The sequence below is a fragment of the Aeromonas sp. R9-2 genome (genome assembly GCF_040908025.1).
Classification (GTDB): domain Bacteria; phylum Pseudomonadota; class Gammaproteobacteria; order Enterobacterales; family Aeromonadaceae; genus Aeromonas; species Aeromonas veronii.
The window spans coordinates 129,168-148,319 of record NZ_JBFOCX010000016.1 but is presented as its reverse complement, the minus strand read 5'-3'; the positions used below and the strand labels follow the sequence as shown (position 1 = coordinate 148,319).

15 protein-coding genes, 1 tRNA gene and 1 rRNA gene are annotated in these 19,152 nt (G+C 60.8%); 13 read left to right on the top strand and 4 right to left on the bottom strand.

The window, feature by feature from the left end:
- Positions 1-17: 17 nt before the first annotated feature.
- From AB5Y71_RS05485 to AB5Y71_RS05445, 9 genes are all read left to right on the top strand, one after another.
- Positions 18-93, top strand: a tRNA-Thr gene (locus AB5Y71_RS05485).
- A 27-nt stretch (positions 94-120) separates the two neighbouring features.
- Positions 121-235: ribosomal RNA gene (rrf, locus tag AB5Y71_RS05480) — 5S ribosomal RNA — on the top strand.
- Between the two features lie 164 nt (positions 236-399).
- The gene (gene ebgR / locus AB5Y71_RS05475; RefSeq protein WP_368171160.1) at positions 400-1,365 is read left to right on the top strand and encodes a transcriptional regulator EbgR; all 966 of its coding nucleotides are present in this window, start codon (positions 400-402) and stop codon (positions 1,363-1,365) included.
- A 321-nt stretch (positions 1,366-1,686) separates the two neighbouring features.
- Positions 1,687-4,761: a beta-galactosidase subunit alpha gene (gene ebgA / locus AB5Y71_RS05470; RefSeq protein ID WP_368171159.1), complete on the top strand. Its 3,075-nt coding sequence runs from the start codon at positions 1,687-1,689 to the stop codon at positions 4,759-4,761.
- Positions 4,758-5,213: a beta-galactosidase subunit beta gene (locus tag AB5Y71_RS05465; RefSeq protein ID WP_368171158.1), complete on the top strand. Its 456-nt coding sequence runs from the start codon at positions 4,758-4,760 to the stop codon at positions 5,211-5,213. Before ebgA ends, AB5Y71_RS05465 begins: the two co-directional genes overlap by 4 nt.
- A gap of 103 nt (positions 5,214-5,316) precedes the next feature.
- Complete coding sequence (locus AB5Y71_RS05460; RefSeq protein ID WP_368171157.1) at positions 5,317-6,762, top strand: amino acid permease; 1,446 nt, start codon at positions 5,317-5,319, stop codon at positions 6,760-6,762.
- A gap of 75 nt (positions 6,763-6,837) precedes the next feature.
- Complete coding sequence (locus tag AB5Y71_RS05455) at positions 6,838-7,176, top strand: tRNA-binding protein (RefSeq protein WP_279465493.1); 339 nt, start codon at positions 6,838-6,840, stop codon at positions 7,174-7,176.
- A 166-nt stretch (positions 7,177-7,342) separates the two neighbouring features.
- Positions 7,343-8,788, top strand: coding sequence for an amino acid permease (locus tag AB5Y71_RS05450; protein ID WP_019446205.1), 1,446 nt, complete (start codon positions 7,343-7,345; stop codon positions 8,786-8,788).
- Between the two features lie 295 nt (positions 8,789-9,083).
- Entirely contained in the window at positions 9,084-10,034 is a 951-nt protein-coding gene (locus AB5Y71_RS05445; RefSeq protein ID WP_058056266.1) for a bile acid:sodium symporter family protein, read from the top strand.
- Between the two features lie 79 nt (positions 10,035-10,113).
- On the opposite strand, the gene ovoA is transcribed toward AB5Y71_RS05445, so the two are convergent.
- Complete coding sequence (gene ovoA, locus AB5Y71_RS05440; protein ID WP_368171156.1) at positions 10,114-12,264, bottom strand: 5-histidylcysteine sulfoxide synthase; 2,151 nt, start codon at positions 12,262-12,264, stop codon at positions 10,114-10,116.
- A 395-nt stretch (positions 12,265-12,659) separates the two neighbouring features.
- Here ovoA and AB5Y71_RS05435 point away from each other — a divergent pair, with 395 nt between their 5' ends.
- The gene (locus AB5Y71_RS05435) at positions 12,660-13,382 is read left to right on the top strand and encodes a head GIN domain-containing protein (protein ID WP_368171155.1); all 723 of its coding nucleotides are present in this window, start codon (positions 12,660-12,662) and stop codon (positions 13,380-13,382) included.
- A gap of 50 nt (positions 13,383-13,432) precedes the next feature.
- On the opposite strand, the gene fghA is transcribed toward AB5Y71_RS05435, so the two are convergent.
- Both fghA and AB5Y71_RS05425 read right to left on the bottom strand, forming a co-directional pair.
- Positions 13,433-14,269, bottom strand: coding sequence for an S-formylglutathione hydrolase (gene fghA / locus AB5Y71_RS05430; RefSeq protein ID WP_368171154.1), 837 nt, complete (start codon positions 14,267-14,269; stop codon positions 13,433-13,435).
- A 48-nt stretch (positions 14,270-14,317) separates the two neighbouring features.
- Entirely contained in the window at positions 14,318-15,445 is a 1,128-nt protein-coding gene (locus AB5Y71_RS05425; RefSeq protein ID WP_224969124.1) for an S-(hydroxymethyl)glutathione dehydrogenase/class III alcohol dehydrogenase, read from the bottom strand.
- Between the two features lie 120 nt (positions 15,446-15,565).
- Here AB5Y71_RS05425 and AB5Y71_RS05420 point away from each other — a divergent pair, with 120 nt between their 5' ends.
- On the top strand, positions 15,566-16,471 hold the full coding sequence (locus AB5Y71_RS05420; protein WP_042055364.1) for a LysR substrate-binding domain-containing protein: 906 nt from the start codon (positions 15,566-15,568) through the stop codon (positions 16,469-16,471).
- 119 nt (positions 16,472-16,590) lie between these two features.
- Here the strand turns inward: AB5Y71_RS05420 and AB5Y71_RS05415 are convergent, their stop codons facing one another.
- A complete protein-coding gene (locus AB5Y71_RS05415; RefSeq protein ID WP_368171153.1) occupies positions 16,591-17,454 on the bottom strand; it encodes a YicC/YloC family endoribonuclease in 864 nt (287 codons plus the stop codon).
- Positions 17,455-17,601: 147 nt separating this feature from the next.
- Between AB5Y71_RS05415 and rph the strand changes: the two genes are divergently transcribed.
- Together rph and pyrE are read left to right on the top strand one after the other, a co-directional pair.
- On the top strand, positions 17,602-18,318 hold the full coding sequence (gene rph, locus AB5Y71_RS05410; RefSeq protein ID WP_005339589.1) for a ribonuclease PH: 717 nt from the start codon (positions 17,602-17,604) through the stop codon (positions 18,316-18,318).
- Positions 18,319-18,393: 75 nt separating this feature from the next.
- Entirely contained in the window at positions 18,394-19,047 is a 654-nt protein-coding gene (pyrE, locus tag AB5Y71_RS05405; RefSeq protein ID WP_106551461.1) for an orotate phosphoribosyltransferase, read from the top strand.
- Positions 19,048-19,152: the final 105 nt, after the last annotated feature.

The following is a 19,152-nucleotide window of genomic DNA, read 5'->3' as shown; positions in this document are numbered from 1 at the left end:
TCTTTACCGGTTAGTGTGCTGATATGGCTCAGTCGGTAGAGCGCATCCTTGGTAAGGATGAGGTCCCCAGTTCGATTCTGGGTATCAGCACCATTTTCAAGTTAGTTTTAAAAGCTTTTGCCTGACGGCAATAGCGCCGTGGAACCACCTGATCCCATGCCGAACTCAGAAGTGAAACGCGGTAGCGCCGATGGTAGTGTGGCATTCGCCATGCGAGAGTAGGACACTGTCAGGCACCTATTTAGAAGAGGCCTCCCATTCGGGAGGCCTTTTTGCATTTCTGCAATTCAAAAACTGCCCTGCCGCCGGCATTTTAGTAAAAGTGCTGGGCTATCAAGGGATTGCCCGTTACTCTTTAGCCGTTACCGATTAACACGTGATGCTGCCAGCGAGGTATTGATGGCTACGTTGAAGGAAATTGCACAGGAGGCGGGGGTTTCGCTCGCCACGGTATCCCGGGTACTGAACGAGGATCCCAGCCTGAGCGTCAAGGAAGAGACCAAGCAGCGGATCTTCGAGATTGCCGAACGGCTGGAGTACAAGACCAGCAGCGCCCGCAAGGGGGTACACAAGAGCAAGCTGCACTTTCTGGTGGTCTATGCCTATCCCCAGAGTACCGAGGTCAACGATCCCTACTATCTCGCTATCCGTTATGGCATCGAGACCCAGAGTGCTCGCCTCAATATCGAGCTGACCCATCTCTACAACTGTGGTGAAGGGCGCGAGCTGAGCGCCGTGGATGGCATTCTGGTGGTCGGCACACTCACATCCGAGCGTCTGGCCCAGCTCAGGGCTTGTTCCAGCCAGCTGGTGTTTGTCGACTGCCGTTCACAGGGAGAGTTCGACTCGGTTGATGTGGATCTCGCCCTGATCAGCCAGCAGGTCGTCGATTACTTCATCGCGCAGGGGCACCAGCGTATCGGTTATATCGGTGGCCAGGATGAGCATCCGGATCTGCGCGAACTGGCCTTCCGCGATTATGGCCAGCGGCTGGGGGTGGTGCAGGAGAGCGACCTCTATCGCGGGGACTTCTCCAGCGCTTCCGGCTACCAGTTGGCAAAAGAGATGCTGGCAGGGGATTGGCCCAAGGCGCTGTTCGTTGCCTCCGACTCCATCGCCATTGGCGTGCTGCGTGCCATTCATGAGAAGGGACTGGCGATTCCCCAGCAAATTGAGCTTATCAGCGTCAACGATATTCCAACCGCCAAGTTCACCTTCCCGCCGCTCTCTACAGTGCGGATCCACTCCGAGTTGATGGGCTCCCAGGGAGTCAATCTGTTGGTCGAACGGCTGCGTGACGAGCGTGATATTCCACTTCGGGTGCTGGTGCCGAGCAAGTTGACCCTGCGTGGCACCACTCGCTGATTTTAGTAAAATATTCTGCTTTTTAGTCGCGCCATCTTGCGGTGGTGCGACACCTCTCCCAAGCAAACCTCTTTCCCATATCATCCAGTAACTTCATATCATATTGTTTTATAGTTGATTTTATTGCTAATCAGCCAACTCTTATCAACATCCATGCCACTCATCCATATCTTGCCCTCCTTTATCTCCCGCTTCTGATCTCGCTCACAAAACCATCTGTTCATTGTGATCAGGTTAAAACTTTACCAACCCAAAGCTGATATTTAGTAAATGTTTATCTAGAGTTTACCCAGTTAACGTTGCCTTGTTCCGGGAGGACATGTGAATAACTGGGAAAACGTCCAATTCGTTGGTGAAAACAGGCTGGCCCCTCGCGCCTACTTCTTCTCTTATGCCGACCACGCGCTGGCGGCCACGATGCAGCGCGAGCTGAGCCGCCGTTTTCTGAGCTTTGGCGGCCAGTGGCAGTTCCACTACTTCGACCACCCCCTGCAGGTGCCGGAGGCCTTCTATCACAGCCCCATGAGCGAGTGGGGCCAGATCACCGTGCCCAACATGTGGCAGATGGAAGGACATGGCCAGCTGCAGTACACCGACGAAGGTTTTCCCTTCCCCATCGACGTCCCCTTCGTGCCGACCAACAACCCCACCGGTGCCTATCAGCGCAGCTTCACGCTGAACCCGGCCTGGGACGGCGAGCAGGTAATCATCAAGTTTGACGGGGTGGAGACCTACTTCGAGGTCTATGTGAACGGCCACTACGTCGGTTTCAGCAAGGGGAGCCGTCTCACCGCCGAGTTCGATATCAGTGCCTACGCCAAGGTTGGCGAGAACCTGCTGTCGGTACGGGTGATGCAGTGGGCTGACTCCACCTATATCGAAGATCAGGATATGTGGTGGATGGCGGGGATCTTCCGCGACGTCTATCTGGTGGGCAAACCGGCCGCTCATGTGCAGGACTTCTTCATCCGCACTGCGCTGGCGGATGACAATCAAAGCGCTACCCTGAGCTGCGATATCCAGCTGGAGAATCTGGGGGCACCCGCCCGTGATCACCGTCTGGTCTGGTCGCTGCTGGATCAGGGCCGCGAGATCGCCAGCGGCTCACTCGACCATCTCGCCATCGATGGCAAGTGTGACTGCCGCTTCACGCTGGATCTGGCCACCCCCCATCTGTGGAGCGCCGAAGACCCTTACCTCTATCAGCTGCAACTCTCCCTCTACAACGGTCAGGGCGACCTGCTGGAAGTGATCCCGCAGCGGGTCGGGGTGCGTGACATCAAGGTCAAGGATGGCCTCTTCTACGTCAACGGCCACTACCTCAAGCTGCACGGGGTGAACCGCCACGACAACGACCACCTCAAGAGCCGCGCGGTCGGCATGGACCGGGTGGAGCGCGATATCGTGCTGATGAAGCAGCACAACCTCAACTCGGTACGTACCGCCCACTACCCGAACGATCCTCGCTTCTACGAGCTGTGCGACCAGTACGGTCTGTTCGTGATGGCGGAGACCGACGTGGAGACCCACGGTTTTGCCAACGTCGGCGATCTCAGCCGCATCACCGACGACTCTTTCTGGGAGCCGGTGTTCGTGGATCGCATCGAGCGCCACGTGCACGCCCAGAAGAACCACCCCTCCATCATCATCTGGTCGCTCGGCAACGAATCCGGCTACGGCTGCAACATCAGGGCCATGTACCAGCGTTGCAAGGCGATCGACCCGACCCGGCTGGTGCACTACGAAGAGGATCGCGATGCCGAGGTGGTGGATGTGGTCAGTACCATGTATTCGCGCGTATCCCAGATGAACTGCTTCGGCGAGTTCCCAATGGAGAAGCCGCGCATCCTCTGCGAATACGCCCACGCCATGGGCAACGGCCCGGGTGGCCTGAGCGAATACCAGCAGGTGTTCGACCGCCATCCCCACATTCAGGGTCACTACATCTGGGAGTGGTGCGATCACGGCATTCTGGATCAGGATGAGCAGGGCCGCCCGGTCTACAAATACGGCGGCGACTATGGCGACTACCCCAACAACTACAACTTCTGCATGGATGGCCTCATCTATCCGGATCAAACCCCTGGGCCTGGCCTGCGCGAATACAAGCAGGTGATCTGCCCGGTCAAGGTGCGCGCGCTGGATCTGGCGAGCGGCAAGCTGGCGGTGGAAAACCGCTACTGGTTCTCCACTCTCGACGATATCCGCCTGCTGGTCGAGGTGAAGGCCGAGGGCGAACTGCTGGCCAGCCAGCAAATCCGGCTGGAAGGGGTGGCTCCCGGTGCCACCACAGAGCTGCAGCTCGAACTGCCATCCCTCGATGGGCGGGAAACCTTCGTCCAGCTGCGGGTCATCAAGGCCACCGCCACCCGTTACAGCGCGGCGGAGCACCAGCTGGGCCAGTACCAGTTCCAGCTGAAAGAGTCGACTCGCCAGCTGCAGCCCTTTGCCAATCCCAACGCCACCCCGTTGCAGATTGCCGACGAACGGCTTGATCTGACCTTGAGCGGCAGCGGCTTCGCCCTGCGCTTCTCGCGCCTCGACGGCAAGCTGGTGAGCTGGCAGCAGGATGGTATCGAGCTGATTGAGCGCTCGCCGCGCCTCACCTTCTTCAAGCCGATGATCGACAACCACAAGCAGGAGTACGAGAGCCTGTGGCACCCGAACCACCTGCAGATCATGCAGGAGCACTTCCGCACCTTAAGCTGGCGCCAGCTGGGCGAGGCGGTTGAGGTAACGGTAGAGAGCCTGATCGCACCGCCGGTGTTCGACTTCGGCATGCGCTGCCGTTACGTCTACACCCTGAGCCCGAATGGCCAGCTACACGTGGCACTCTCCGGCCAGCCCTACGGCGGTTATGACGACATCATCCCCAAGATCGGCTTCGAGCTGGGCATTCGTCAGGATCTCGACCGGGTGCACTACTACGGCATGGGGCCGGGTGAAAACTATCAGGACAGCCGCCAGAGCAACTGGATCGACAGCTTCCAGAGCACAGTCAGCGAGATGTGGGAGCACTACCCCTTCCCGCAGGACAACGGCAACCGCCAGCAGGTGCGCTGGGCGACCCTGACCAACCGTCACGGCGCCGGTCTCTACGTGCGGCCCGATGCCCCCATCAACCTGAGCGTCTGGCCCTACAGCTGGGAGCATATCCACGCGGCGCAGCACATCAACGAGCTGGAACCCTGTGGCTATCTCACCCTCAATCTGGATCACAAGGTGCTGGGGCTCGGCTCCAACTCCTGGGGCTCCGAAGTGCTGGACTCCTGGCGGGTGCGCTTCGAGCCATTCAGCTTCGGCCTGACCCTGCTGCCCATCGCTCGCGGCAACCTCAATCCGGCTGCGCTGGCCGGGCTCGATCTCACCATCAACGGCGGGAGGAACCTCGCATGATCACCCTGGACAACCTGACCCTGTTCAAAAACATCTACCGGGAGGGCAAGAAGTGGGGCCGCTGCGTGGAGGCCATCAACAACCTGCCAAACCTCAAGCCCGGCATCTGCCACTCCATCGGTGACTCCCTCACCTACCGCTTGCAGGAGGGGACCAGCCCGGCCACCTCCCTGTTCGAGGGGCAGCGCCGCTACTTCGACGTTCACTACTACTTGGGAGGGGCAGAGACGGTGGAGTGGGCTGCCAAGAGCGAGCTGCGGGTCGAGCAGGCCTATGACGACACCACGGATCGCGAGTGGCTGGCCGGCGAGGTGCGTGAGCGCCAGAAAGTCGGCAACGGTCAGGTGGTGATCTTCGAGAACGACGAGGCCTACCGATTCGTCGGCGACAGCCCGGTGCGCAAGGTGATCATCAAGGTCACCGTTGAAGGCGGCTACTTCAAGAACAAATAACAAGCCGCCGGTTCTGCATTGATAAAAGCCGGAAGGGCGGGGCTTACCCTACAAATCATGCCCCGCCCTTTCGCTGAGATAACTAAAGGTCTGGAGATGCACCATGTCTGATTCCAAACGCAATACGATAGGCAAGTTTGGTCTGCTGTCGCTCACCTTCGCGGCGGTATTCAGCTTCAACAACGTCATCAACAACAACATCGAGATCGGTCTGGCCTCGGCCCCGATGTTCTTTCTGGCCACCATTTTCTACTTCATTCCGTTCTGCCTCATCATTGCGGAATTTGTGTCACTGAACAAAAACTCCGAAGCGGGGGTGTATGCCTGGGTGAAGAGTTCCCTCGGCGGTCGCTGGGCCTTTATCTCCGCCTACACCTACTGGTTCGTGAACCTGTTCTTCTTCACCTCGCTGCTGCCGCGGGTTATCGCCTACGCCTCCTATGCCTTTCTCGGCTACGAGTACATTCTCACTCCGGTGGCGACCACGGCATTGAGCATGGTGCTGTTTGCCTTTGCCACCTACGTCTCTACCAACGGTGCCAAGATGCTCGGTCCCATCACCTCGGTGACCTCGTCCCTGATGCTGCTGCTGACCCTCTCCTACATCCTGCTGGCGGGTGCAGCACTGGTGGGCGGCGTGCAGCCGGCTGACCCCATCACGGTAGAGGCCATGGTTCCCGACTTCAGCTGGGCCTTCCTCGGCATCACCACCTGGATCTTTATGGCAGCCGGTGGCGCCGAGTCGGTGGCGGTCTACGTCAATGACGTGAAAGGGGGCTCCAAGTCATTCGTGAAGGTGATCATCATCGCCGGGATCTTTATCGGGGGGCTCTACTCCATCGCCTCGCTGTTGATCAACGTGTTCGTACCGAGCGGTACCCTGAAGTACACCGGCGGCTCGGTGCAGGTGTTTGAAGGGCTGGCAGCCTACTTCGGTTTGCCGGAGATCCTGATGAACCGCTTCGTGGGGCTGGTCTCCTTCACCGCCATGTTCGGCTCCCTGCTGATGTGGACGGCGACCCCGGTGAAGATCTTCTTCTCCGAGATCCCGGCCGGCATCTTCGGCAAGAAAACCGTCGAGCTCAACGAGAACGGCGTGCCCGCCCGCGCAGCCTGGATCCAGTACCTCATCGTGCTGCCGCTGATGGTGATCCCGACCCTGGGCTCCAACACAGCGCAGGATCTGATGAACACCGTCATCAACATGACCGCCGCCGCCTCCATGCTGCCGCCGCTGTTCATCATGCTGGCCTATCTCAATCTGCGCCTGAAGCTCGACCACCTGCCACGGGATTTCAAGATGGGCTCACGTACCACCGGCATCGCTGTGGTCTCGGTGCTGATCGCCATCTTCTCGGTGGGCTTCCTCGCCTCCACCTTTCCGACCGGCGCCGACATCATGACCATCATCTTCTACAACGTCGGCGGGATTGTGATCTTCCTCGGCTTCGCTTGGTGGAAATACAACAGATACGAGGCCTCCCTCAGTGCCGAAGCGCGCGCGAAAGAGGCCCAGCCGACAGCGCAGGTTGCCATGCAGACGCCATAGCCACTGCATTGAATTCCAATCAAACCGGGTGGCCGTTGGCCACCCGCAACCGTTGAACCAGAAAAGGAAAAGAGCATGAGCGAGACGATCGAGTTTGCCGAATTCAAACGGGTCGAGATGAAGGTGGGCAAGGTGCTGGAGGTGGTGCGTCACCCCGGTGCCGACAAACTCTACATCGTCCAGATCGACGTGGGGGGCGAGCGGCCGCTGCAGACCGTCACCAGTCTGGTGCCTTACTACAGCGAAGAGGAGCTGATGGGCAGCGAGGTGGTGGTGCTGACCAACCTCAAGCCCACCAGGATGCGCGGCGAGCGCTCCGAGTGCATGTTGCTCTGCGCCGAGACCCCGGACGAGAGCCAGAGTGTGCTGTTGCAGCCGCGGATGCCGATGGCGCCGGGCACCCCGATCGTCTGAACGGTATTGCGAGCTGGTGCGGGAGACTGCACCGGTTCACCAACGAGGCCGTCCACGCGGCCCGATCATAACAACAGAGTAAAGCGCGGGGCCGACAGACCCTTGCCGAACACACCACAGAGTCACAGCGTTACCCGCAGGGAGCGCGAGTCCACTGGAGGACACCATGTCTGAATCCGTACGCGGCACCATAGGCAAGTTTGCCCTGTTGTCGATGACCTTTGCCGCCGTGTTCAACGTGCGCAACATCGTCAACAACAACATCGAGCTGGGGCTCAGCTCCGCCCCTATCTTCCTGCTGGCGACCATCGTCTACTTCATCCCGTTTGTTTTCATCATCGCCGAGTTCGTCTCGGCCAATAAAAACTCCGAGTCGGGGATGTACGACTGGCTTAAAAAACCGCTCGGCACCCGGATGGCCTATCTGGGCTCGTTTCTCTACTGGTTCGTGAACCTGTTCTGGTTCGTCTCCCTGCTGCCCAACGTCATCGCCTACGCCTCATACGCCATGCTGGGGTACGAGTACAGCTTCTCGCCCATGGTCACCTCGATCATCTCCATCGTGCTGTTTGCGGCGGCGACCCATATCTCCACCAAGGGGGCGAGCTGGCTCGGCAAAATTGCCGAGATCGTGGCCTACGGTGTGTTTGCCCTGTTCGCCATCTATGTGCTGGGCGCCCTGATGGCTTTGAGTGGCGATCATGTGCCGGCCCAGCCCATCACCCTGGAGGCGATGACTCCCACCGTCAACTGGGCGACCCTCGGCATCATGTGCTGGATCTTCCAGGCGGCGGGCGGTGCCGAGACCGCAGCGGCCTACCTCAATGACGTGAAGGGCGGCCAGAAGTCCTTCATCAAGGTGATCATCAGTGCCGGTATCGTCATCGGTGCCATGTATGCGGTCGGTTCCCTGCTGGTGAACGTGTTCGTACCGCGCGAGAGCCTCACCTATGCCGGCGGCATGGTGGAGATCTTCACCGGCATGGCGCAGTATTTCGGGCTTTCCGAGGCGCTGGTGGGCCGCTTCGTCGGCGTGGTGCTGTTCATCGCCATGTTCGGCTCCATGATGATGTGGACCTCGGCACCGGTGAAGATCCACTTCTCCGAGATCCCGCAGGGGGTTTACGGCGAGAAGACCACCCAGCTCAACGAGCACGGCGTGCCGGTGCGCGCCGCCTGGTGGCAGTTTGTCTTCGTGTTCGCGATGCTGGTGGTCAACGGCTTCGGCTCCGAGTCGGTGCAGCAGATGATGAACACTGCCATCAACCTCACCGCCGGTACCGCCATGTTGCCGCCGATCTTCATCATGGTGGCCTACTTCGTGTTCCGCTGGAAACATGACGACACCCCCCGCGACTTCCGCATGGGGTCGCGCAAGTTCGGGATGGGCGTGGTATCGGTGCTGATCGCCATCTTCGTGGTGAGCATGAGCGCCTCCGCCTTCCCGGCCGGGGTGGATCTGGTGCGCGCCTTCTTCATCAACGTCTTTATGACCGCGGTATTCTCGGCGCTGGCCTACTGGTGGATCTCCCGCTTCGAGAAGCGGCAGGCCCGCAAGCTCGCCGGCAATGAGAAGAAAAGCGGCAACGGCAAGCTGGCCAGCCAGCGCTGATCGGCTGAGCGAAGAAGCGGAACGGGCGGCCTTGGTCGCCCGTTTTTTTATCCATTTTTCGCCGTTTGGGAGCTGTCAGGGCCGGCTTATCGTCAACTTTTGCTGCTCGATATGGCGACGGCGTTAAGCATTGATGAACAATTATTCGCCGCTCAACTTTGCGCCTCTCCGTTATCGGGGTAAGCTGGAGGTTCGTTTTAGCGGGAGGTGCCAGACATCTCCCGCTCTGTTTCTTGTCCTCCCCAATCCTGACTGTCGCCATGGCTGCAGGATGCCCTTCTGATGGAGACCTTTCGTGCGTCTGGATCCCTTTACTGTTGTGCTGATTGCGGTGGTCACCTTGGCCTCCCTCTTTCCCTGCGAGGGGCAGGTAGCCGTCTGGTTCGGTCTGCTGACCAAGCTGGCGGTGGCGCTCTTGTTCTTCATGCATGGCGCCAAGCTGTCGCGCCAGAACCTGCTGGCAGGCCTCGGCCACTGGCGGCTCCATCTGGTGGTGATGCTCAGCACCTTCGTGCTGTTTCCGCTGCTCGGGCTGCTGCTCACCCCGCTGGTGCCGAGTTGGCTGAGCCCGGCCATCTACCTTGGCTTCCTCTATCTCTGCGCCCTGCCTGCCACAGTGCAGTCGGCCATCGCCTTCACCTCCATGGCGGGGGGCAATGTGTCGGCGGCGGTGTGCAGCGCCTCGGCCTCCAGCATCCTCGGCATCTTCCTCTCGCCGGTACTGGTGGGGATGATGATCCATGTACAGGGGGAGGGGATCGACACCTGGCACTCCATTCAGTCCATCATGATGCAGCTGATGCTGCCGTTTGTGGTGGGGCATTTGTCCCGTCCGCTCATCGGTCGCTGGGTCGACAGCCATCGCCCGCTCATTGGCAAGCTGGATCAGAGTTCCATCCTGCTGGTGGTCTACGTCGCCTTCAGCGAGGCGGTGGTACAGGGGATTTGGCACCAAGTAGGCTGGTACGATCTGGCCAGTATCGTGCTGCTGAGCTGCGTCTTGCTGGCGCTGGTGCTCTGCTGGAACGTCTGGATCAGCCGTCGCCTCGGCTTCGACAAGGCGGACGAGATCACCATCGTCTTCTGCGGCTCCAAGAAGAGCCTCGCCAACGGGGTGCCGATGGCCAACGTCATGTTCCCGGCCGCCAGCGTCGGCGTCATGGTGCTGCCGTTGATGATCTTCCACCAGATCCAGCTGATGGTCTGCGCCGTGCTGGCCCGCCGCTATCACGAGCAGGGGCATTGATACTCGCGCCGTTTTGACTGCCATAACAAGAGGGAGGCCCTTTGGCCTCCCTCTTCTCATCTGCATGTCGACCGGCGTGCTAGCGTTTGCGCCAGACGGTGAGCTGCGCCACCGTGTGCTGGTATTTGCGGGCGGTCTCGCGGATGACGAAAGGCACATCCCGCGGCGGGCAGTGCTCCTCGAACTCCGCCGCCAGCAGCCGTTGCAGCGCCTGATAGGTGGTAAGCGCCTCGCCGTTTTCACGAATGCCGCCGAGCCAGTTGGCGGGCGGAGTATATTCCGCCAGCCAGGTATAGGGGCTGGTGAGCACCAGCAGGCCACCGCTGCGCAGCCGGGGGGCGATATCCCGCAGGAAGCGAGCGGGCTCCCGCAGCCGGTCGATCAGGTTGGAGGCGAGCACCAGATCGTAGTGGTCATATTTGGGCTTGAGGTTGCAGGCATCCCCCTGACTGAAGTGGATGCGCTCCGCCTGACTCGCCCCCAGCCCGTGGCTCGACAGGCGCGCCTCGCAATACTCCACCAGTTCACCCTCCAGCGGAATGGCGTAGCGGAAGCTGTCCTGACTGGCGAGGGCTAGCGCCACATCGATGAAGCGGGCCGAGTAGTCCACCCCGTCCACATGCTGGAAGTGGCGGGCCAGTTCGAAGCTGGCGCGGCCGGTGGCGCAGCCGATATCCAGCGCCCGCTGGTGGTTGCTGCAGAGCTCGCCAGCAAGATCAGCAAGCGTCTTGGCGTAGTTGGCGACCCCGAAGTGGCTCGGGCCGTACTGGAAGTCGAGATATTGAGCGACCAGCGTGTCGGTTTCATAGGGATTCACGATAACGGGTTCCTGATAACGGGAGACCAGATAGCGGAAACCCGCATGCTGGAAGAAGTGACGCCGAAAGGCGTAACGGGATGATTTGAGCGCTTCGTTACCCGTGCTGATCCAGCTGCCCCCCTTGATCAGGGTGTGCTTGCCATCAAAGGTGGGGGTGGAGAAGTCGTCGTAAAGCGGGTGGATTTTAAAGCCGTCGAAGCCGTCGATGGCGGTGCTGGTCCACTGCCAGACATTGCCCACCAGATCGAAGAACTCCCCCTGCGGGTAGGCATCCACCGGGCAGGAGGAGGCAAAACGGGCCAGATTGATATTGCCGGGGGCCTGTGTCCAGTCCGGCTGATCGCCGGGTAGCTGCTCGCGCAGCAGCATCCACTCCGCCTCGCTCGGCAGCTGGATGGGGAGTCCGGTCCGGGCCGCCTTCCAGCGGCAGAAGGCGGCCGCCTCCAGCTGGTTGACCTCGACCGGCCAGTCCCAGGGCATGGCGACCTGCTCGGTCATCAGCCGCAGCTGCAATTGTTCGGGCTCGGTGGAATCACCCACCCAGAAGGTGGGCATCTGTGCCTTGGCGTACTGGCACCAGCTCCACCCCTCCTCATCCCACCACTGTTGTTGGTCGTAGCCGCCCGCCTGTACGAAGGCGAGGTACTCGGCATTGCTCACCAGCATGCGGCTGGCCTGAAACGGGGCCAGCTCGATATGGCGATCGCCATATTCGTTGTCCCAGCCGTAGGTGGTGTCCTGCTTGCCAAGGCGCACCGTGCCGCCAGACACCGGCAGCAGGCTGTTGGCGGGCACCTGGTCAATGCGGTGGCGGGCTTCGGTACAGGCGGGCCAATAAGGCTGCGGTCGCACCCAGGCGAGCGGCAACTGGCGGATCAACACGCTGGAGGTCTCGAGGTGGATGCGCTCGTGCTCTATCCCCATCAGGATCACCCAGGCCGGGCTTTGCCAGTCGATGGGCAGGGTGAGCGGCATCTGGCGAATGAAATCGCACACCAGCGAACGGACTTTGGCCCGATAGCTGCGCAGCTCGCTGACCTTGGGCCAGTCGTAGTGGGTCTCGTCCAGATCGTCCCAGCTCATCTCGTCCACCCCGATGGCGACCATGGCCTCGATGCGGGCATCCAGCCGCTGGTCGATCAGGCGCGCCGCCAGCAGTTTGTTGATGAAGAAGGCGGCGGTGTGGCCGTAGTAGAAGATGAGCGGATGGCGCAGCGGGATCGCCTTGTTGAACCAGGCCCGCTCATCGGCCAGACAGTCGAACAGCGAGTCGTAGAGATCGAAGGTCTGGCAGAAGTAGGCGAGCAGCTCGCGCCGTTTCTGCTCGGGATCGCTGCCGGTCAGCAACGGGGTGCGAGTCGGCTCCGGCAGACCGGTGGCTGTGGCATAGAGAGGGCTTGCTTGGGTCACGCTCTGGCTCCTTGTTGGCAGTGAAGACTGACAAGACAGTGGTAATGACATTACCGCAATGGAGAGCTTGGTACGCACGAAGTACCACTATTGGCTCAACAGACCGGCAGGGCAATTAAAAACTTCCACGGCCTGTCAGCATAGTGACCTCGCGAACGGCTCACCAGCCAGCTCTCCACCTGCCTGTTAGGGGATGGTCAGATTCGCCAAATGGTGGTCTAAATGGCACTTTTTAATGCGTACCACTTCTTACTGTTGATTTTATTTTTATTTAAAATCATATGGTTAGACTCTGGCATGGCCATTGCTATCTGTGGTTTCATACGGCCTCTATTTTTGTGGTTTCGAACAGGGCCTGTCAGGTGGCTTATCAATAAATAAAAAGGAGAACAGTTATGCGGTGGATGATTGGCGTCTTGGTGGCGTTGGTGATGGGAGGTTGCAACGTCTTTGCCGACACCGAGATCAAGGGGGAAGGTGTCCCGGTCGAGCGCCAGCAGGCACTGGGCGAGCGGGTGACCCGGGTGCTGGCGGGAACTCCAGCTACCCTCCATCTGGTGGCGGGGGAGCAGCGCGGGATCCTGATCAAGGGGCAGGCAAATCTCTTGCCGTATCTGGAGCTGACCGAGCGCGGCAGCAAGCTGGAGATCGAGGTGAAGGATGGTTACCGACTGCGGCCTACCGAACCGCTGGAGATCACCATCACCCTGCCAGAGCTCAGTGAAATGGCGCTGGCAGGTACCGGCAACGGCGATCTGAGTGGCTTCAAGGGTGAGGCGCTGGAGCTGTCAGTGGCGGGAACCGGTGGTATCGTCGCCAGCCAGCTGGAGGTACAGCGATTGAAAGGCAATATCGCTGGTGCAGGTAGCCTGGATCTGGGGAGCGGCTCTGCCACTAGCATCGAGCTGAACATTGCCGGTGCTGGCGATGTGCTGGGCAGCGAAATGCGTGGCAACGAGGTCGAGGTCAATATCGCCGGCAGCGGTGATGTGGAGGTGCGGGCCCAGAAAACGCTCAAGATCGGCATCGCAGGCACTGGCAACATCACCTACTGGGGTGACCCCAAGGTGGAGCAGCAGATCGTGGGCTCCGGCGGAGTGACCCGCGCCGGTAGCTGATATCAACCGATCACCACAACTGAAACAGGCCCGCAACGGGCCTGTTTTGATCAGAGGTGGCGGGCGTGAAAGCGCAGGTGCGCCTCGATAAAGCTCGCCACGAAGTAGTAGCTGTGGTCATAGCCCTCGTGGCGGTTGAGCTCCAGCGGCCACCCCTTGCTGGCGGCCACCTCTGCCAGCGCATCGATATGCAGCTGCTCGGCGAGGAAGGGATCATCCAGCCCCACATCCACCAAGGTTGGTAGCGGTGTGACTGGCTGGTGGCGTAGCAACTGGCAGGCATCCCACTCCTGCCACAACAAGGGATTGCTGCCGAGGTAGGCGCCGAGCGCCTTCTGGCCCCAGGGGCTGCGGCTCGGGTGGCAGATCGGGCTGAACGCCGAGACCGAGCGGTAGCGACCGGGCTCGCGCAGAGCGGCGATCAGCGCCCCGTGGCCGCCCATGGAGTGGCCGCTGATGGCGCGGCGGGTCGAGACCGGGAAGTGGGTCTCTATCAAGTCAGGCAGTTCGCGGGTGACGTAGTCATACATCTGGTAGTGCGCCTGCCAGGGGCTCTGGCTGGCATTGACGTAAAAGCCAGCCCCCATGCCGAGGTCATAACCGGGGTCGTCCGCTACGCCGTCACCGCGGGGGCTGGTGTCCGGTGCCACCAGGGCGATGCCGAGGTCGGCGGCGATGCGCTGGGCACCCGCCTTCTGCATGAAGTTCTCATCGGTGCAGGTGAGGCCGCTGAGCCAGTAGAGTACGGGCACCTTCTGGCCGGTGAGGGCCTGGGGCGGCAGATAGATGGCAAAATTCATCTCGCAGCCGAGCACGCTGGCGTGGTGGCGATAGCGCTTGTGCCAGCCGCCGAAGCTCTTGTTGCTGCTGATAATCTCCAGATTCATCGAATGACTCCTGCACCCCGCCCACGATGGCGGGCGGGGTGATCATGCTCAGTAGTGGATGACGGTGCGGATGCTCTTGCCTTGGTGCATCAGATCGAACGCCTCGTTGATCTGCTCAAGCCCCATGGTGTGAGTGATGAAGTCATCGAGACGAAACTCGCCCTGCATGTAGCGCTGCACATAGCTCGGTAGCTCGCTGCGACCGCGTACCCCGCCGAAGGCGCTACCGCGCCAGACCCGACCGGTCACCAGTTGGAACGGACGGGTGCTGATCTCCTGACCCGCTCCGGCGACGCCGATAATGACCGACTCGCCCCAGCCCTTGTGGCAGCACTCCAGCGCCGCACGCATTACTTTGACGTTGCCGATGCACTCGAAGGAGAAGTCGACGCCGCCGTCGGTTAGCTCGACGATCACCTCCTGAATCGGTTTGTCGTAGTCGTTCGGGTTGATGCAGTCGGTGGCACCCAGCTTGCGGGCCAGTTCGAACTTGCTCTCGTTGATGTCGATGGCGATGATGCGACCGGCCTTGGCCAGACGAGCCCCGATCACCGCCGAGAGGCCGATGCCCCCCAGACCGAAGATGGCGACGCTCTCACCCTCTTTCACCTTGGCGGTGTTCATCACGGCGCCGATGCCGGTGGTGACGCCACAACCGAGCAGACAGACCTCTTCCAGCGGGGCGGCCGGGTCCACCTTGGCGATGGAGATCTCCGGCAGCACTGTGTATTCGCTGAAGGTGGAGGTGCCCATGTAGTGATAGATGGGCTGGCCATCTTTCGAGAAGCGGGTGGTACCGTCCGGCATCAGCCCCTTGCCCTGGGTGGCGCGGATCTTCTGGCACAGGTTGGTCTTGCCGGATTTGCAGAATTTGCACTCGCCGCATTCGGGGGTGTAGAGCGGGATCACATGATCCCCCACTTTGACGCTGGTGACCCCTTCGCCGATGGATTCGACGATGCCGCCCCCCTCGTGGCCGAGAATGCAGGGGAAGACCCCTTCCGGATCCTCACCGGAGAGGGTGAAGGCATCGGTGTGGCAGACGCCGGTCGCGACGATGCGCACCCGCACCTCGCCCGCTTGCGGCGGCATGACCTCGACCTCTTCGATGGAGAGGGGCTGACCCGGGCCCCAGGCGATGGCGGCTTTACACTTGATGCTTTGAACCTGTGCCATGAATGACATCCTTCTTGTTGAGCAGGGTGAACAGAGATGAGTTCGGACGTTCAGTGTAGTTTCCCGCTGATTTGGTGATAATGAGGGCAAATCTCAAATCACTTTTACACACAGGTAATAATGTTCGGCTGGGAAGGGATCTGTGAATTTGTCAGCGTGGCGGAGCAGGGGGGCTTTACCCCGGCGGCGCGCAAGCTGGGGGTGTCGGTGGCGCAAGTGAGCCGTCAGGTGGCACAGTTGGAAGATCGGCTGCAGGCCAAGCTGCTGCTGCGCACCACCCGTCAGGTGCGGCTCACCGAGCTTGGCGAGATCTACTATCGCCACTGCCGTCAGCTGCTCGACAACCTCTACGAGGCGGAGCTGGCGGTGGGGCGCCATCAGGCGGTGCCGCAAGGCACCCTGCGCATTACGGCCCCCGTCTCCTACGGCGAGAGCCGCATCGCCCCGCTGGTGAACGACTTCATGGTGCGCTTCCCCCAGCTGGAGGTGACCCTCAACCTCACCAATCAGCTGCTGGATCTGGTGCACGAGGGCTACGATTTGGCGCTGCGGCTAGGTCATCTCAAGGATTCGACGCTGGTAGCGCGCAAGCTGGCGCAGCGGGTGCCCTATGTCTGTGCCTCACCGGCTTACACCGCCCGCCACGGCATGCCCAACAGCCTCTCCGAGCTGACCCGCCACACCTGTCTGGTGGGCAACAGCGACGAGTGGCACTTCACTCTGGACGGTCGCCCCCACAGCGTGCGGGTGCGCGGTTTGCTGCAGTGCAACAGTGGCCACGCCCTGCTGGATGCGGCGCTCAAGGGGATCGGCATCATCCAGTTGCCGGACTACTACGTGAGCGACCATCTGGCCCGAGGCGAGCTGATCGAGTTGCTGCCTGAACTGCGGGCCCCGGCCGAGGGGATCTGGGCCCTCTATCCCCACAACCGCCACCTCTCCCCCAAGGTGCGGCTGCTGGTGGACTACCTCGCCGAGCGGCTGAGCGACCCGCACCAACCGGCGCTGGTGATGCCGATAGGCTAGGGGCTCCCCAGCCGTTGACTCACCGGCGGCGGGCGACAGGTGCGATGGCCTGAAAATAAAAGAGCCCTTGAGGAATCAAGGGCTCTTTTGCAGGCAACAACCGGATAGTCAGCGACCCATCATTCGATGTTCTGGATCTGCTCGCGCATCTGCTCGATGAGGACTTTCAGCTCGACGGCGGACTGGGTCACTTCGGCATTGATGGACTTGGAGCCGAGGGTGTTCGACTCGCGGTTGAACTCCTGCATCATAAAGTCGAGACGACGGCCACAGGCGCCACCCTTCTTCATGATCTTGTTGGTTTCGCTGATGTGCATCTCCAGACGATCCAGCTCTTCGGCCACGTCGATCTTCTGGGCCAGCAGCACGATCTCCTGCTCGATGCGGGCCGGATCCAGCTCGACCTTGGCTTCGGCCAGACGGTCGGTGAGCTTCTGGCGCTGCCATTCGATGATCTGCGGCAGGTGGACGCGCACCTTCTTCACTTCCACCTGAATACCGGCCAGACGCTGTTCGATCAGCGCCTTGAGGTTGGCCCCTTCGCTGGCGCGGGAGGCGAGGAAATCTTCCATGGTCTGGTCAAAACCGCCGAGCAGCTCGGTGGCGACCGCGTCCATGTCCTGCTCGGCGGCAGCCATGACCCCCGGCCAGCGCAGCACGTCGACCGGATTGAGCTGGCCCTGGCCCGCTTCTTTCATTACCCAGGTGGCGCTGTCGATGATCAGCTTGGCCAGCTCTTCATTGATATGCAGCTGCTTTGCATCTGCTTGAGCGGCTTCGAAACGCAGGTTGCACTCCACCTTGCCGCGCTGCAGCTTGGCGCGAAAACGCTCACGCAGTACCGGCTCCAGGCTGCGCAGTTGCTCCGGCAGGCGAATGTAGGTTTCCAGATAGCGCTGGTTTACCGAACGAATTTCCCAAACGGCTGTGCCCCAGTCGCCCTTGAATTCCTTGCGGGCGTAGGCGGTCATGCTGTGAATCATTGATTGTTCCGGGCTTGATGAAGTGTGCGGCCAGTATACTCAGCCCGGCCCTGCTCGTCAGCCGATGCCGTGGTTTTAGCGGCTGATATTTGGGGCGGGATCACTTATAATCCCCCGCCAATTTGAGCCAGCCCAGAGGTCCGTTCCATGTCACGTCCAAGCGATCGCAGTGCCGCGCAACTTCGCCCGGTTACCATTACCCGCAATTTCACCAAACATGCAGAAGGCTCAGTGCTGGTGGAGTTCGGTAACACTCGCGTGCTCTGCACCGCCAGCGTCGACACCAGCGTGCCGCGCTTCCTGAAAGGGAAGAATCAGGGCTGGGTGACTGCCGAATACGGCATGCTGCCGCGCTCCACCCACTCCCGGATGAACCGCGAAGCGGCCTCCGGCAAGCAGAGTGGCCGTACTCTGGAGATCTCCCGTCTGATCGCCCGCTCCCTGCGCGCGGCGGTAGACCTGACTGCGCTGGGCGAACACTCCATCACAGTTGACTGTGACGTGCTGCAAGCCGATGGCGGCACCCGTACCGCCTCCATTACCGGTGCCTGCGTGGCGCTGGTGGATGCGCTGAACTGGATGGTCGAGAAGGGCATGATCAAGCAGAGCCCGCTCAAGCAGATGATCGCCGCCGTCTCCGTCGGCATGTATCAGGGTGAAGCCATCTGCGATCTGGAGTACATCGAAGACTCCGCCGCCGAGACCGACATGAACGTGGTGATGACCGAAGATGGTCGCATCATCGAGGTGCAGGGCACCGCGGAGGCCGAGCCCTTCACCCACGAAGAGCTGCTGGAGATGCTGGCGCTCGCCAAGGGCGGCATCGCCGACATCATTGCGCTGCAGAAGCAGTCGCTCTCCTGATTTTAAAAACGCGGCATTGACCGCGTTTTTTTATACCCCCACACAAGTAAACGACAAGCCAAGCAAGGAGCCAGAATGAAAGCCTACCAGCGTCAATTTATCGAGTTCGCCCTGGAGAAGCAGGTCCTCAAATTCGGTGAATTTACCCTGAAATCCGGTCGTAAAAGCCCCTACTTCTTCAACGCCGGTCTGTTCAACAGCGGCCGCGATCTGGCCCGTCTCGGCCGCTTCTATGCCGCCGCCCTGATGGATGCCGGCATCGAGTTCGATGTGCTGTTTGGCCCGGCCTACAAGGGGATCCCCATCGCCTCCGCCACCGCCGTGCAGCTGGTGGAGCAGCACGATGTGGACGTGCCCTGGTGCTTCAACCGCAAGGAGGCCAAGGATCACGGCGAGGGCGGCAATCTGGTGGGCAGCCCGCTCAAGGGGCGCATCATGCTGGTGGATGACGTCATCACCGCTGGCACCGCCATCCGCGAATCCATGGATCTGATCCAGGCCAACGGCGCCTCGCTGGCTGGCGTACTGATCGCGCTGGACCGTCAGGAGAAGGGCAAGGGCGAACTCTCCGCCATTCAGGAAGTGGAGCGTGACTACGGCGCTCACATCATCGCCATCATCCAGATGAGCGACTTGATCCAGTATCTGGAAGAGAAGCAGGCCGAACAGCCGGAGCTGGCCGAGCAACTGGCGGCCATGAAGGCTTATCGCGCCCAGTACGGTATCTGAGCTCCGCTCGCACCGCGCAATAGCTGAATGCGGCGCCCGTTCGTTCTCTGGCAGCAAACGGGCGCCGTTTTTTTCATCTGCAAAAAGTGGATCATGTGGCTTGAG